Origin of the sequence: Celeribacter halophilus (assembly GCF_018860305.1) — a bacterium.
Classification (GTDB): Bacteria; Pseudomonadota; Alphaproteobacteria; order Rhodobacterales; family Rhodobacteraceae; genus Celeribacter; species Celeribacter halophilus_A.
The window spans coordinates 53,473-67,758 of sequence record NZ_JAHKPE010000013.1 but is presented as its reverse complement, the minus strand read 5'-3'; the positions used below and the strand labels follow the sequence as shown (position 1 = coordinate 67,758).

The 14,286-nt window shown below is 57.9% G+C and carries 17 protein-coding genes and 1 tRNA gene; 2 read left to right on the top strand and 16 right to left on the bottom strand.

Features of this window, described 5'->3' with window-relative positions; translation table 11 throughout:
* Positions 1–47: 47 nt before the first annotated feature.
* The 7 genes from KO492_RS02015 to KO492_RS01985 all read right to left on the bottom strand — a co-directional run bounded on the left by KO492_RS02015 (position 48) and on the right by KO492_RS01985 (position 7,745).
* A complete protein-coding gene (locus tag KO492_RS02015) occupies positions 48–1,262 on the bottom strand; it encodes a Bcr/CflA family efflux MFS transporter (RefSeq protein ID WP_216043437.1) in 1,215 nt (404 codons plus the stop codon).
* Positions 1,263–1,461: 199 nt separating this feature from the next.
* Positions 1,462–2,202 carry an ABC transporter ATP-binding protein gene (locus tag KO492_RS02010; RefSeq protein ID WP_216043436.1) on the bottom strand — a complete coding sequence of 247 codons (741 nt, stop codon included), beginning with the start codon at positions 2,200–2,202 and terminating at the stop codon, positions 1,462–1,464.
* A complete protein-coding gene (locus KO492_RS02005; protein WP_216043435.1) occupies positions 2,199–3,056 on the bottom strand; it encodes an ABC transporter ATP-binding protein in 858 nt (285 codons plus the stop codon). Before KO492_RS02005 ends, KO492_RS02010 begins: the two co-directional genes overlap by 4 nt.
* Positions 3,056–3,967 (bottom strand): nickel transporter permease, encoded by a 912-nt coding sequence (nikC, locus tag KO492_RS02000; RefSeq protein WP_066605831.1) that lies wholly within the window; start codon positions 3,965–3,967, stop codon positions 3,056–3,058. Before nikC ends, KO492_RS02005 begins: the two co-directional genes overlap by 1 nt.
* Positions 3,967–5,040: an ABC transporter permease gene (locus KO492_RS01995; protein WP_216043434.1), complete on the bottom strand. Its 1,074-nt coding sequence runs from the start codon at positions 5,038–5,040 to the stop codon at positions 3,967–3,969. The genes nikC and KO492_RS01995 overlap by 1 nt, the downstream gene beginning before the upstream one ends.
* Positions 5,041–6,636, bottom strand: a complete 1,596-nt coding sequence (locus KO492_RS01990; protein WP_216043433.1) for an ABC transporter substrate-binding protein — start codon at positions 6,634–6,636, stop codon at positions 5,041–5,043. It lies immediately after the preceding gene.
* A 47-nt stretch (positions 6,637–6,683) separates the two neighbouring features.
* Positions 6,684–7,745, bottom strand: a complete 1,062-nt coding sequence (locus KO492_RS01985; RefSeq protein WP_216043432.1) for a dipeptidase — start codon at positions 7,743–7,745, stop codon at positions 6,684–6,686.
* Between the two features lie 114 nt (positions 7,746–7,859).
* On the opposite strand from KO492_RS01985, the gene KO492_RS01980 reads away from it, so the two are divergent.
* Together KO492_RS01980 and KO492_RS01975 are read left to right on the top strand one after the other, a co-directional pair.
* On the top strand, positions 7,860–8,768 hold the full coding sequence (locus KO492_RS01980; protein WP_216043431.1) for a LysR family transcriptional regulator: 909 nt from the start codon (positions 7,860–7,862) through the stop codon (positions 8,766–8,768).
* Between the two features lie 90 nt (positions 8,769–8,858).
* Positions 8,859–9,422 carry a hypothetical protein gene (locus KO492_RS01975; protein ID WP_216043430.1) on the top strand — a complete coding sequence of 188 codons (564 nt, stop codon included), beginning with the start codon at positions 8,859–8,861 and terminating at the stop codon, positions 9,420–9,422.
* A 92-nt stretch (positions 9,423–9,514) separates the two neighbouring features.
* Here KO492_RS01975 and KO492_RS01970 read toward each other — a convergent pair whose 3' ends face one another.
* The 9 genes from KO492_RS01970 to KO492_RS01930 all read right to left on the bottom strand — a co-directional run bounded on the left by KO492_RS01970 (position 9,515) and on the right by KO492_RS01930 (position 14,264).
* Complete coding sequence (locus KO492_RS01970) at positions 9,515–9,850, bottom strand: hypothetical protein (RefSeq protein WP_216043429.1); 336 nt, start codon at positions 9,848–9,850, stop codon at positions 9,515–9,517.
* A 60-nt stretch (positions 9,851–9,910) separates the two neighbouring features.
* Positions 9,911–10,321 carry a hypothetical protein gene (locus KO492_RS01965; protein ID WP_216043428.1) on the bottom strand — a complete coding sequence of 137 codons (411 nt, stop codon included), beginning with the start codon at positions 10,319–10,321 and terminating at the stop codon, positions 9,911–9,913.
* 187 nt (positions 10,322–10,508) lie between these two features.
* Positions 10,509–10,583: transfer RNA gene (locus KO492_RS01960), tRNA-Phe, on the bottom strand.
* 91 nt (positions 10,584–10,674) lie between these two features.
* Positions 10,675–10,881: a DNA gyrase inhibitor YacG gene (locus KO492_RS01955; RefSeq protein WP_216043427.1), complete on the bottom strand. Its 207-nt coding sequence runs from the start codon at positions 10,879–10,881 to the stop codon at positions 10,675–10,677.
* Complete coding sequence (locus KO492_RS01950) at positions 10,878–11,918, bottom strand: ribonuclease E/G (protein WP_216043426.1); 1,041 nt, start codon at positions 11,916–11,918, stop codon at positions 10,878–10,880. Before KO492_RS01950 ends, KO492_RS01955 begins: the two co-directional genes overlap by 4 nt.
* Positions 11,915–12,493, bottom strand: a complete 579-nt coding sequence (locus KO492_RS01945; RefSeq protein WP_216043425.1) for a Maf family protein — start codon at positions 12,491–12,493, stop codon at positions 11,915–11,917. Before KO492_RS01945 ends, KO492_RS01950 begins: the two co-directional genes overlap by 4 nt.
* 17 nt (positions 12,494–12,510) lie before the next feature.
* Positions 12,511–12,729 carry a translation initiation factor IF-1 gene (infA, locus tag KO492_RS01940; protein WP_009573923.1) on the bottom strand — a complete coding sequence of 73 codons (219 nt, stop codon included), beginning with the start codon at positions 12,727–12,729 and terminating at the stop codon, positions 12,511–12,513.
* Positions 12,730–12,810: 81 nt separating this feature from the next.
* A complete protein-coding gene (locus tag KO492_RS01935; protein WP_216043424.1) occupies positions 12,811–13,680 on the bottom strand; it encodes a nitrilase-related carbon-nitrogen hydrolase in 870 nt (289 codons plus the stop codon).
* Complete coding sequence (locus KO492_RS01930) at positions 13,677–14,264, bottom strand: GNAT family N-acetyltransferase (protein ID WP_216043423.1); 588 nt, start codon at positions 14,262–14,264, stop codon at positions 13,677–13,679. The genes KO492_RS01935 and KO492_RS01930 overlap by 4 nt, the downstream gene beginning before the upstream one ends.
* Between the last annotated feature and the right edge of the window lie 22 nt (positions 14,265–14,286).

The window sequence follows — 14,286 nt, the reverse complement described above, 5'->3', positions numbered from 1 at the left end:
CAGCGCTATGAGGCCGGGAAAACATCAACGATGCCTTCCGCCTCCCTTCACTCCGCGGCCCTGTTCTGCGGAAGCACATCCGTCACAAAAGGCCGATGTCGCACAATCAGCCACAGCGTCGCGCAGGTGGTGCCGATGATCAGCAACAAAAGACCATAGTTGCGGATCAGATCATGGGCATTGGCGGACACGATCTGCACCGCCGCCGCGCCCATCATGGTGCCGCTGAACTGGATCAGGGCCGCAGCAGAGCCGGTGTCTTTTGTCTGCTGGTCCAGCAACAGGTTTGCCCCCGGCACACGCACAATGATCACAGCGATGGTCGTCATGGCGGCCAGTGCGGCAAACATCCACGGCGATAGCCCCCCGACCGACAACATCATGGCCCCCGTGACAATCACCACGAGGAAACAGCCGAGGATAATCGTCTGGACCGGAAGCCTGCGCGAGAGCCGCAGGTAGAGTGTCGGACCGAACGCCGCACAGACGGCGTTGAAGGCAAAGATGAAACTGAAGGTCTGCTCCGACATGCCAAACCCGTCGATATAGACATAGGCCGCGCTGCCGAGGAAGGCGGTCAGGCACATAGGCACCAGTGAGAACAGCAAAAGCAGATAGGCAAAATGCGGGTTCTTGAGGACCACGCCCAAACGGTTCCATGATTTCAGGATCGGAGCGGTGGATTTTTCCTCAACGGTTTCACGATAGAGCATCACAAACACGCCCGCGATACAGGCAAACAGAGCAAGGACGACAAACATCGCGTGCCATGATGCCACCCTCAACAGAAAGGCGCCAAGAACCGGCGCGACCATCGGGGCAATGATGACCAGAGACATGACCGTTGCCATGACCTTTTCGCGCTCACGCCCGTCGAACATATCCTTGACGATTGATGTGCCGACGACCGTCACCCCGCCACCGGCAAGCCCCTGCACACTACGAAATGCGATCAAGCTTTCGACGCTGGAGGACAGGGCACAGAGCAGGCTGGAAATGATGTAGATTGCAAGGGCGGTGAACAGGATCGGCTTGCGCCCTGTCCTTTCGCTCAGCGGGCCCCAAAATAACATTCCGACCGAAAAGGCGACCATATAGGCCCCGAGGGTCAGGTTGATCATGGCGTGACTGGTTCCGAACGTATCCGCCATATGAGGCAGTGCCGGCAGGTAAAGGTCCATCGTCAGCGGCGGGAAGGCCCCCAGAACAATCAGCAACACCAGCGTGCCACGCCGCCCCAATCTTGGCTGTTCGACATTCATATCACTGTGTTCCATCCTTGATGACGCGGCAAAGAATCGGGGAATGACCAATACATTCAACGCGGTAACATCGGTGATGTGCCACAGAAGGTCTGAAATGACGAGACGTGTTTTCGATCACGATTTTGTGGGCGGACAGAATGTCGGTATGACAAAGGGCGGAGTTGCTCACCCCGCCCTAATTGCCAAGCCATCCCGCTCAGAGGGAGGCTTGCAGAAGTTCCTGTGAATAGGGATGCTGCGCTTTGAGTTGCCGCAGCTCTGCGACATTCAGGATCTCGACGATTTCCCCGCTTTTCATCACGGCCAGCCGGTCGCACATGTGCCCCACAACAGACAGATCATGCGAGACCATCACATAGGTCAGGCCACGGTCCTTGCGCAGATCAACCAGAAGGTTGAGAATCTCCGCCTGCACCGAGACATCCAGCGCCGAGGTCGGCTCGTCCAGCAGTAAGAGCTTGGGTTCCGGTGCAAGCGCCCGTGCGATGGCCACACGTTGCCGCTGCCCGCCAGACAGTTGGTGCGGATAGCGGAAGCGGAATTTCTGCCCCAGCCCCACATCGTCCAGAAGCTTGACCACACGCGCGTCGATGTCACGAAACCCGTGCAACGACAGGGTTTCACCCAAGACCTGATCGACCGAATGACGCGGATGGAGCGAGGCATAGGGGTCCTGAAACACCATCTGCACGGTTTTGTAGAAACTCTTCTCGCGCTTCTTGCCCAGCTGCATCCCGTTGACGCTAATCTCGCCAGACCATTGGCCCGCCAGTCCGGTGATGGCGCGCAAAATGGTCGATTTGCCGGACCCGCTTTCCCCGACAAGGCCAAAGCTTTCCCCTTCAGCAACCGAGAATGTCGCCCCTTTGACGGCATTCACCCGATTGTGGCCATGGCCAAACCAGACGTTCAGGTCTTTGATTTCGAGCATATTCATATCCGTCCACTCACACTCGGGGCTTCGGACCACGCAGGGTCGCGTTGCAAGACTTCAAGCCGGTCGCGAGGCTTGTCCAGCCGTGGCAGGGAATTCAAAAGCCCGCGCGTATAGGGGTGTTTCGCCTCGTGGAGCTTGTCCGCCTCGCAGACCTCGACAATCCGACCCGCATACATAATCAGCACGCGGTCGCAGAAGTCGGAGACAAGGTTCAAGTCATGGCTGATAAAGATCAGCCCCATGCCGCGCTCCTTGACGAGACGGTCCATGATATCAAGCACCTGACGCTGCACCGAGACATCCAGAGCCGAGGTCGGTTCATCCGCAATGAGAATTTCGGGGTTCGGGATCAGCATCATGGCAATCATGATCCTCTGCCCCATCCCCCCCGACATTTCATGCGGATAGGCGCGCATCACACGTTCGGGATCACGGATCGACACGGCTTCGAGCATCTCGACGGATTTCGTATAGGCCACCGATTTCGACGCCTTGGTGTGGAGGCGATACGCCTCCATGATCTGATCCCCGATGGTCATCACCGGATTGAGCGAGAATTTCGGGTCCTGCATAACCATGCTGATCCGCTGGCCCCGCACTGCCCGCATTTCTTTTTCGCTCATCTTGAGCAGGTCCTGCCCCTCCAGAGAGATATGATCGGCCTCGACCATCCCCGGCGCACGGATCAGGCGCAAAATGGCGCGTCCGGTCATGGATTTGCCCGAGCCACTCTCCCCTACAATCCCGAGCCGCTCGCGCCCGAGCGTGAAGGACACGCCGCGCACCGCGTCAAAGACGCCATTGCGGGTGGGGAATTTCACCCAGAGGTTTTCAACATCAAGAAGCGTGGACATCAGTCACCTGCTTTCGGATCAAGAACATCGCGCAAACCGTCGCCCAAGAGGTTGAAGGCCAGCGAAACTGTGAAAATGGCAAGCCCCGGCATGGTGGCAACCCACCAGTGATCGAGGATGAACCGGCGCCCCTCGGAGATCATCGCGCCCCATTCCGGACTGGGCGGCTGCGCGCCAAGGCCGAGAAAGCCGAGCCCCGCCGCCGCAAGGATGATCCCCGCCATGTCGAGCGTCACCCGCACGATCAAGGACGAGATGCACAGCGGCCAGATGTGCTTGGTGATAATCCGCAGCGCGCTTGCACCCTGAAGTTTGATGGCGGCGATATAGTCCGACGACCGGATGGTAAGCGTCTCCGCCCGCGCAATCCGCGCATAGGGAGGCCATGCTGTCAGGGAAATCGCGATCACCGCGTTTTCGATCCCTGCCCCGAGCGCGGCCACAAAAGCCAGCGCGAGGACAAGGCGCGGGAAGGCCAGAAAAATATCGGTGATCCGCATCAGGACCGTATCGACCCAACCGCCGACATAGCCCGACACTGTGCCGACCAGAAGCCCGACCACCGGTGCGATCAATGCGACCAAGGCCACGATATAGAGCGTGATCCGCGAGCCGTAGATCAGGCGGGACAGGATATCGCGGCCAAGACTGTCTGTGCCGAACACATGACCCTCACTGCCCAGCGGCAAGAGACGCTGGCCAAGGTTCTGCTCGAACGGGTCATGCGGCGACAGCCACGGCGCGAGCACTGCAATCAGCACCAGCGCCACGAGGATCAGCAACCCGATCATGGCCATAGTATTCGAACGAAAGGACAGCCAGCCATGATAGAGCGCCGAGAGTTTCGCATGTCTGCGCGAGGTCGGCGTTTCCGTGAGCAGCCATGCTCTGAGACTTTGTGTATCTGACATTATTTCGCCCTCGGATCGAAGATCTTGTAGAGCAGATCGGAGAATATATTGAGCAGGATAAAGATCAGGCCCACGACCACCGTGCCACCCAGAACCGCGTTCATATCCGCACTTAGAAGCGCGGTGGTGATGTAGCTGCCGATGCCCGGCCAACTAAAGATGATCTCGGTCAGCACCGAGCCCTCCAGTAGCCCTGCATAGCTCAGTGCAATCACGGTAATCAGCTGCACGCGAATATTCTTGAACGCGTGTTTCCAGATCACATCCCATTCCGACATACCTTTGACCCGCGCGGTCGTGATATATTCGGCACTCATCTGTTCGAGCATGAAAGAGCGCGTCATACGGCTGATATAGGCCAGCGAATAATAGCCCAGCAGCGAGGCCGGAAGGATGATGTGGCTGAAAGCATCCTTGAACACGTCGATATTGCCGTCAAGCAGACTGTCCACAAGGATCATACCCGTCACGGTCGGCACGATATCGACATAGAAAATGCCCACACGCCCCGGCCCTCCAACCCAGCCCAGAATGCCGTAAAAGATCAGAAGGCCCATCAGGCCTAACCAGAAAATCGGCATGGAATAGCCGACGAGCGCGACAACACGGGCGATCTGGTCGATCCACGACCCTTTACGCACGGCGGCCAGAACGCCCAGCGGAACGCCGATCACAACGCCGAACACAATGCCCAGAGAGGCCAGTTCAAGCGTTGCGGGGAAGACGCGGGCAATGTCTTCGGACACCGGACGCGCGTTCAGCAGCGACGTTCCGAAGTCGAGATGCAGCACGTCCCAGAGATAATAGAAAAACTGGACAAGCAGCGGCTTGTCGAGACCGAGCTGATGATAGACAGCGTCATAGGTCTCTTGCGATGCCCGTTCACCAACGATGGACAAAACCGGATCGATCGGCATGACGCGACCAATGATAAAGGTGATGAACAAAAGTCCCAAAAGCGTCACCGCAACGGACCCGAGGGTGCGCAGGACGGTTTTAAGCGTGGGCCACAGGCTATGAGAGAGAGGCGCCCGCTTCGGGCGCCTCCCCTTCGAGATGTCGTTCGCGGACATTTACTTGGTCACCTGCCAGTATGCCGCAGCCGTCACAGCCTGACCGGTGGAGAAGTTGGTGACATTCTCCTGCATGGCCGATTGTTCGATCTGCTGGAACATGACGACAAAGGGCGACACTTCGCGGAATTCGGCCTGCATGTCCTCATACATCTTGATCCGCGCTTCCCGATCCGTCTCCGTCACGGCGGCTTCGACCTGTTCGTTCAGATCACCCGGATACCATGCGGTCCGCCATGCCAGAAGACCCGTGGCATTGGCTTCGTCGCTGTTGTCAGGATTATAGGCAAAGGTGCCTGCGTTGGTTTGCGGATCGGGATAATCCGGTCCCCATGCGCCAAGGTAGACATCCAGATCGCGGGCACGGTAGCGGGCAAGGATCTGTTTCGCGGTGCCAACGGTGATGTTGAGCTTGATCCCCACCTGCCCCAAGGTGTTTTGCAGCGACTGGGCGATCTCGATACGCTCCTGCGCCTCACGCACGCCGACTTCGATTTCCAGCCCGTCAACACCGGCCTCGGCAAGAAGCGCCTTGGCTTTTTCGATGTCGAGCGAGAACGGATTCTCGTCCGATGCCCCGAGATAGGTCGCCGGCAGGAAGTTCTGGTGGATCGTATATTGACCGTTCAGGAAGCTGTTCACCATGCCTTCGTAATCAACGAGATATTTGAAAGCTTCGCGCACTTCCGGCTTGGACAGTTCGGGGTGCTTGCCGTTGAGCGCCAGATACATAAGACGGCCCTTGAGTTCGTCAACGACCTTGATGTCCTCGTTATCGGCCAGACCCGCGATGTCTTCGGGGTTCAGGTTACGGGCGATATCAATGTCACCGCGCTCCAGAAGCAGACGCTGCGACGCGCTTTCCTGAACGTGGCGCACGATCACGCGTTTCATTTCCGGAGCACCGCCGTAATAGTCCTCATAGGCGGACATGGACACGCTTTCGTTGGGCTTCCAGCTGTCCAGCTTGTAAGGCCCCGAGCCTGCCGTATTGGTTTTGAGCCATGTGTTGCCCATATCGCCATCGACCTCATGGGCCATGACTTCCTTTTTATCGACGATCCCGCCGATGGTGGCTGTCAGACAGTTGAGGATAAAGGATGTTGCGTATTTCTTGTCCGTTGTGATCAGGAGCTTGCCATCTTCGACGCGGATCATCTCTTCCACGTTTTCAGGGGTAAAGCCGAATTGCGACAGGATGAAAGCCGGAGTCTTGTTCAGGATGACCGCGCGCTGGAGCGAAAACGCCGCATCTTCTGCACGCACCGGATTGCCGGACTGGAAGGTCACCCCTTCGCGCATGGTGAAGGTGATGGTCTTGCCATCCTCGGACACTTCCCAGCTTTCCGCGAGATCGGGTTTGTAACCGGCTTCCAGATCAAGCGGGTCGAGATACACAAGGCGGTTATAGACGTTGCGGCTGATGTCCGCGCCGGCGAATTCAAAGCTTTCCGCCGGATCCAATGTGGTCACATCGTCAATACGGTTCGCAATCACCAACATATTGGCAGGCGTCTCGGCCCATGCGCCAACGGAACTCACGCTGACAGCAAGGCCAAGGGCCGCACCACAAAGCAATCGATTCATGACATTCATATTTCATCTCTCCTGTTAAATTATATTTAACGCATTCTGTTATCTGGCTATTTTTTCCAGATTTTTTCCAGAACGCGCAACCAGTTTTCATGACACAGCTTGGCAATCAACGCCGCGTCATATCCGTGTTGTGCCATGGCCTCTCTCAATTTGGGCAGGCCTGCACATGTCGTCAGGTCGGGCGGCACAATGGCCCCGTCATAGTCGGAGCCCAACCCCACCCGATCTTCGCCCAGATGCTCAATCAGATGGTCGAGATGCCGCAGCATCTGTTCCAGCGGAACATCAGGCACCATACGTCCGTCATCGCGCAGAAACGCCACGGCGAAGTTCAAACCGACCATCCCGTCACTCTCGCGAATGGCCGCCAGTTGTTTGTCGGTGAGGTTCCGGCTGTGCGGGCAAATCGCGTAGGCGTTCGAATGCGTGGCCACAAGCGGCGCATCCGAGAGATTCGCCACATCCCAGAACCCCGCCTCGTTGAGATGGGACAGATCAATCATGATCCCCATCTCGTTGCACGCCCGCACCAGCCGCTTCCCGTCCTCGGTCAACCCCGGACCGGTGTCGCCGGTGCTGGGGTAGCGAAAGGGCACGCCGTGTCCGAAAATGGTCGAGCGGCTCCAGACCGGCCCGAGCGAGCGTAGCCCCGCCTGATACAACACCTCAAGCGTATGGAAATCGGGATCAATCCCTTCGGCCCCTTCAATATGGAAAATCGCGGCCATCTTGCCTGTCGACAGGCAATCACGAATGTCCTGCACCTCGCGACAGATTTTGAGCGCCCCGCGCTTCTCCAACTCGAACAGGATCGCGGCCTGCGCCATGACGACGGGAATCGCATCCGCCCATGCAATCGGGTCGGGCAAAGGCATGTCATAGCTCGCCTGCGTCATCTGGTCGAACTTCAACTCCCGATCAACCGGAGACGGAACATAGACCGCAAAGAACCCGCCGCCGAATCCCCCTGCCGTTGCGGAGATGGCGTCAATCGCGCCTTCGCGACCGGTCAGAAAGCTGTCGACAGCCTCAAGCCCCCCTGCATTGTAAAGTTTCAACAAAACATCATTGTGTCCATCAAAGACGGGGGGAATTGTATCAAGGGGCATATGGTTTTCTTTTCTTTCGTCTTTTCCCCATCATAGTAGGAAATGAATTCTCATAGAAAACAAAAAAATATATGATAATTACTCATATGATTATGAGTTAAGCGGATAGTCCCGATGCCCCCTAAAACCTGGCACAGTTTGCCTGAATATCAGGCACTTCGCGCCATGATGGAATGCGGAACGACCTCTGAGGCGGCAAACCGTCTGGGATTGTCGCAGTCTGCCGTGAGCCGATCCATCGCAAGTCTGGAGGCCCGCACGGGGCGGATTCTCTTTGAACGCGACGGGCGGATGCTGCGCCCCACAAATGAGGCCGCGCAACTCAACATGCGTCTTGATGCGCTGTTCGAAGCCTTGGAAAAGCTGGACGGACCGCCGGAGCTGGAGCAGGAAACGCTTCAGATCATCGCCCCGCCGACCTACGCCCACCGCTATCTCGTGCATCACATCGCGAGTTTCCTCAAAGCCAATCCGCATTTCTTTGTGGGGCTTGAGGTGGCCTCCTCCGATATGGTGGTCCGCGGCATTCTCGACGAGCGCTACGACCTCGGATTTCTCGGCGTCGAACTGCCGCGTGACGGTGTTAAGCTGACCCCGTTTCGCACCTCCCACGCGGTTTGCGCCATGCCGCAGGGGCATGTTCTGGCCGATCAACAAGTCATCCATCCCGAAGACCTCCACGGGCAAGCTCTCATTGCCTTGAGCCCGCGCCACGCACGCCGTGCCGAGCTTGAGAAAGTGCTACAGGCCTGTCAGAGCGAGCCACGGGTGGTGGCCGAAGTCTCCACCTCCTTCGCCGCTGTCGATCTGGCCCGCGAAGGGCTCGGGCTGTCCATCGTCAACCCCTTCCCCGTGGTGCAGTATCGCGCGCAGGACGTGGTCTTTCGCCCCTTCGCCTCCCAAATCCGCTACAGTACCTATTATGTGACCCCGAAACGCCGCGCGACCACAGCAATCGCGCGGGCCTTCCTCCAGCACCTGCAACTGCTCACCGCACGAGACCCGTTTTCCGAAAAGGTCTGACGGCGCCTTCGCACCCGTTTTTCGGGTGGCCACCGCCGCGTCAATCGGGCACTTTAACGATCACTTCATCTTGTAAACGGGAAATATTTCATGAGTTTCAGAATACAGATCGCCACATCCTGTCTCGTCCTGGCCCTGTCCTCCGCCGCAGCCTTTTCCGAGGACACGGTCGAATTGAAAGACGAGAATGCCAAATACACCATGCAGCTTGGCGGAAACATTGCGTGGAATGCCGATGTTGATTTGACGGGACCGCAGTCCACCCTTGTCGCGCAATCTCCCGAGGGGCATGAGCCGCTCACGGTGGTGTCGGCCATGACCTACCTCGAAAAGAACCCGATGGTGATGCTTGGCGATGAGGTCAAGAAAAAGACCACCGAAGGGTTTCTGGAAGGTCTTTGCGGGAACTATCAATGCGCAGATATCTCCGCGCGCAGCTATGAGGATATTGGCGGGCGCATGGCTTGGGTTGTCACGACCAAACTGGATTTGCCCGCTTATATCGACATGGGCATCCCCGAGGCCGTCCTGATCGCCGCCTCAACCCCAGACGGGTATATGCAGTTGTTTTCCCTGCATACCGCAGATGGCAAGGCGGACGAGCTCAAACCCATCCTGATCGAGGCATTCAAATCCGTCACACCGTTTGAGTGACGCCCTGTTTGAGTGACGCCATCAGGGCCCTGCCCCAGACGCACGACAACACGATAATGCCGGTGGCGCAGAACCCGCGCCACCGGCTCAAATCACTGCAAGACCGCCGCGATGTCCGCCAGGCACCGTGTCGGCAGAATAATCGGCTCTTCCCGCTCGAAATTGCGGGCATTGACCGCCGTGACTGTGACAAAAGTTTCCGCACTTTCCTCTAGCCCTGCCTCTTCGATGATCTCGAACAGATCCTTGGCAGAAAACCGCGTTGTCTGCGCATAGGTCAGGTTCTGTCTGGGCGTTATCACGGTCGGACCATCCGGCCCGAGCGCAATGATTTGCACCGCCACCAAATAGGCCGCAGCCGGCGTTTTCGGCGCAACCGAAATCTGCGCAGCGCAGGACACGCCGACCAGATCGTTCTCAAAGCTCACCGGCGTGCCATTTTCCACATCCGGCGCAGACTTCAGATAAAACGTACCTTCGGGCGCGATCTAATACTGGATACAGCCCTCAACGCGGTTGAACTGTTTGCCTCCGTCAACCGTATAGTCGCCCGCGATAACGCCATCTGACTGCACCTCACCGTCAAACGCACCGCTTTGTTCGGTCTGATCGACAGTGCCGGACCAGTGTCCCGTCAGTTTGCCTTCGGTTTTCGTGCCTTCAATATGGCCGATATTCCGCGTCTGGCAGCCAACAAAGGAAAAACTCATCTTTCCGGAAAACGCGCCGCCGTCCGAAGGAAGCACGAGACTGATACTGCCAAAGGTCGGATCTTCCGGATTGGACGCGGGATCTTCGAAATACGCGCCGTGGTAGACATCCAATGACTTATGATCATCGGCCTGCGCCGCTGTCGAAAAAATGCAAAAACCCAGAAAAATCCCTGCAAGATGTTTCAACTCAAACCTCCTCACTGATTGAAAAAATTCCGTGGGCAATATGATTTTTACAAACTGATTTATAAAGAGGAATTTATTTGAAACGTTGCGGAAAAACTGAGACCCACGTCTCAAAGCGCCCCGACAATATGTGCGCAAACAGCACAGGTCGACACGCAACACAGCTATTTTCAATTGTGTTATTAAATGGTGCCCGGGGGCGGAATCGAACCACCGACACGAGGATTTTCAATCCACTGCTCTACCCCTGAGCTACCCGGGCACCGGGAGCGATTTCTCGCTGAACGACGTATCGTTCGGGTAGCGGGTTTCTAGTCGGGGGGCGCGGGCGTGTCCAGAGGAAAATGAACGCTTTAGTGAGGTTTTTTTCCTGTCGCTTCAAACTCGTCGCGCAAAGCCTCTTCGATCGCGTTTGCGATCTCTTCCGGAACTTCCTCACGACCGCTGGGAACGGCATATGCACCGTTCATCCAGTGTCCCAGATCCACATCCGCGCAACGTTTCGAACAAAACGGGCGGTATTTCTGAATCGATTCCCCGCCACAGATCGGACAACTCATCGCAGAACCTCCGCAATCGGCACCCGTTCCCGTTTCTTCTGGATTTCAAAATGCCCGAGCGGCGTCCAGCCGGCCAGAATCGTATCGTGACCTTCGGGTTTGAACGCGGCCTTGAGGCTGTGTTCGAACTGGCGGCGGTCCTTCTTGGCCATCGGCGCGAGATCAAGTGTGATCTGGCCAGCCAACCCGCGCACGCGCAACTGACGCGGCAGGTCACGGGCGAGCGCGATATTGGCTTTCAGGCCAGACGCGGTGGAGAAATCCCCGCCGGTGTTCACATCGACCGCAACCAGCGCACGGGTAGGTTCGATATACATGGACCCCGCGCCTTTGAGCGGCACACAGGGATCAAGGGCGGCATCAATCAGCTCATGGACGCCATGATTATCAAAGGCCGCGTCGCTGTCGTCAAACAGATCGGCCTTGGGCCAGTCGCGCCATGCCACCTCCCATGCATCCGCCCCGTCGACCAGAAGCTCCGGTTCACCTGACAGGTCGGCCAGAACAGCCTCGCACAGGCCGCGCATGGCGGCGATGTCTTCGGCGATCACGTCATCCGTGGCACCTTCACAGGAGGAACGCAGAATCAGGCCGAGCGTCTCGTCGGCGCCCTCCATCCCCTGCTCTGCCAGATCGTGCAAACGGATAAGCTCCTCGTCTTCGGTGATCTGGCGGGAAATATTCAGCCCCGGCGCATCCGGTGTGACGATGGCATATTTGGATTTGAACAGCACACGGGTAGTGACGGGAACCGCTTTGCCTTCTTCGGCAATGTGCGTGACCTGCACCAGCATCGGCGCGCCGGGCTTGAGTCCCTTGTTGCCGCGCAGATAGGCTTTCGCGCCACCGGGCAAATCGAGCAACGCGCCCCCCATGCCTTTGAGGCTGCGCCCGCCTTTGGCACGGAATATCGCGCCCGGTGCAGGGGGCGCCCCCTCCCCCGCATCAACAAGGAAATCATCCAGCACACCGTCGCGGATCATTGCCGCGGCCCGTTTGCCTTGAACTTCGCCCAGTGCAATCACTGTGCCCTTCATGTGTGATCTCCATAAACCGGATAGCCTGCGGCCATCAAAAGATTGGCGGTCTCAGCCACGGGAAGTCCCATGACGGCAGAATAACTGCCTTGTATCCACGGGATAAAGGCCCCTGCGGGCCCCTGAATGCCGTAGCCGCCTGCTTTGCCGCGCCAATCGTCAGAGGCAAGATAGCTGTTCAGTTCGATATCCGAGAGCCGCTTCATCTTCACCGTGGTGACGACATCGGCCTCCCAGATACGGTCTCCATGTGCCACGGCCACGGCCGTGATCACTTTATGACGTCGCCCCGACATGGCCAAAAGAAATTCGGCACATTCCTTTTCATCGATGGGTTTACCCATGATGCGCCGTCCCAAAGCCACCGTGGTGTCGGCACAAAGCACAACCTCCCCGGCAGCACGCGGCACAGCCATCGCCTTTTCGCGCGCCATACGGGCGCAGTAAGGACGTGGCAACTCGCCTTTGCGCGGGTCTTCGTCAATATCGGGAGAACGAATGTCGTCGGGGGTAAGGCCAAGCTGCGCCAGAAGTTCCTTCCGGCGCGGGCTGCCTGAACCGAGAATAAGCTTCATGTGGAAGCCAATACCGCTCAGCGGAAGCGATAGTTGATCCGACCCTTGGTCAGATCGTAGGGGGTCATTTCGACTTGTACTTTGTCGCCAGCGAGAACGCGAATGCGGTTCTTCCGCATTTTACCTGCCGTATGCGCGATGATCGTATGGCCGTTTTCCAGCTCGACCAGGAATGTCGCGTTCGGCAGGAGTTCCTTAACGACACCGGGAAATTCGAGCATTTCTTCCTTGGCCATGGTCACTCCGTAATTGTTTCACCCACCAGTATGCAGGCGCGCTAGTAAATGCGCTTTTCACGGTGCAGATTCAAGGATCATTTAGCGCAAATTCAGCGTTTTGACCGCTTTCTGGGGCGTTTCGCTCTCCGGCCAGTGGGTTTTTACGCTCACAGCCCCCCCTTTTCGGGCTTCGGCGACCGACTCGCCCAATGTTTCGAGCGTGGCGGTGCTCTGGAAATGTTTCGTCCCGGTGGCCAGAATGCCTGTGGCGGGGAAGGCCCCGTCCGGCGGGCCGAAAATCGCGGCCTGACCGAAATTCACATCGATCACCTCACAGTCTGGCACTTCGCCGACAAGCGGGGCCATGGCGACGATCATCTGCCCCTCAAGCGCACGGGCGCGGCAGGCGATCTCCACCCGCATCGCGCCGTGTTCTGTATCCGTGCAGGACGGCACCAGAAGGATGTCCGCCCCCGCTTCGGCATAATGGCGCGACAGGCGGGGAAACTCGCTGTCGTAACAGATCAGCCCCGCGACCTTTCCGAACCGAGTCTCGAAGAGCGGTGAGGCCTCCCCAGCCGACAGGTCAATGTCGCGTTCATAGAGCGTGGGCGTGCGCTTGTTGATATAGCCCTCGCCTTCGGGCGCGCAAAAGAGGGCGCGGTTGATGATGCTGTCTCCGACGCGGGCAAAACCGGACCCGCCCAGAATCGTCGCACCGGTTTCCGCCACCAGCGTGCGGATGCCATCGCAATAACTCTCGAAATGATCCGCACCGCGTGTCATCCAGCCGCGCGCATCCAAATTTACATCACCATATAAAGCCGCCTCCAAAGCGGCATATTCGGGGAATACCACCAGAGAGTCCCGATCCGCTTCCGCGACAGACAGGGCCGCACGATAGCGTTCCAACCAGTGGTCCGGTGTTTGCGCCCAATCGGGCTGCCACGAAAAAGCAATCAGTTTCACAGTGGTTTTCCCCAGAATTGTAAGGACTTGTCAGAGATTTCCGCCTCATCCACGTCTTTCCACGCAAACCGCGCCACAACGCCCTCAAGGGGCCGGTAACCGCGTTTGCGCCAGAATACATCATGACTGCGTGCGGCTTCGGGACGCAAGGGGTGATTTTCAGGACGGATCACGGAGCAAAAGGCCGAATAGCCCAATCCCAGAGCGCGGGCATGGGCTTCGCGCCCGTCAAAAAACGCATGTCCCGCGCCTTGGCCGCGATATTCCGGCAAGAGCACGGATTCCGCACAATAGAATATGCGCTCCAGCGGCAGGTCGCTGCCGGAGAAGGCTACGGCGAAATCTTCCGCGTGATCGGCCAAGGGCGATCCAGTGGCCGCACCGACAAGAGTTGCGCCATCGAATGCAGCGATCAGAACCGCACGCGCATTCCCGATATAGCTGGCCATATAATCGCGCTCATAGTCCAGCGAGCCGTCATAGAGATAGGGCCAGTCCCGAAACACCGAAATACGCAAACGGGCCAGATCGTCGAGCGCCGCTTCGATCTCGGAGCCGCGGAGCGTGCGAAAGGTCACCGCCATAGGTCCGCCTTCATAAGTCAGT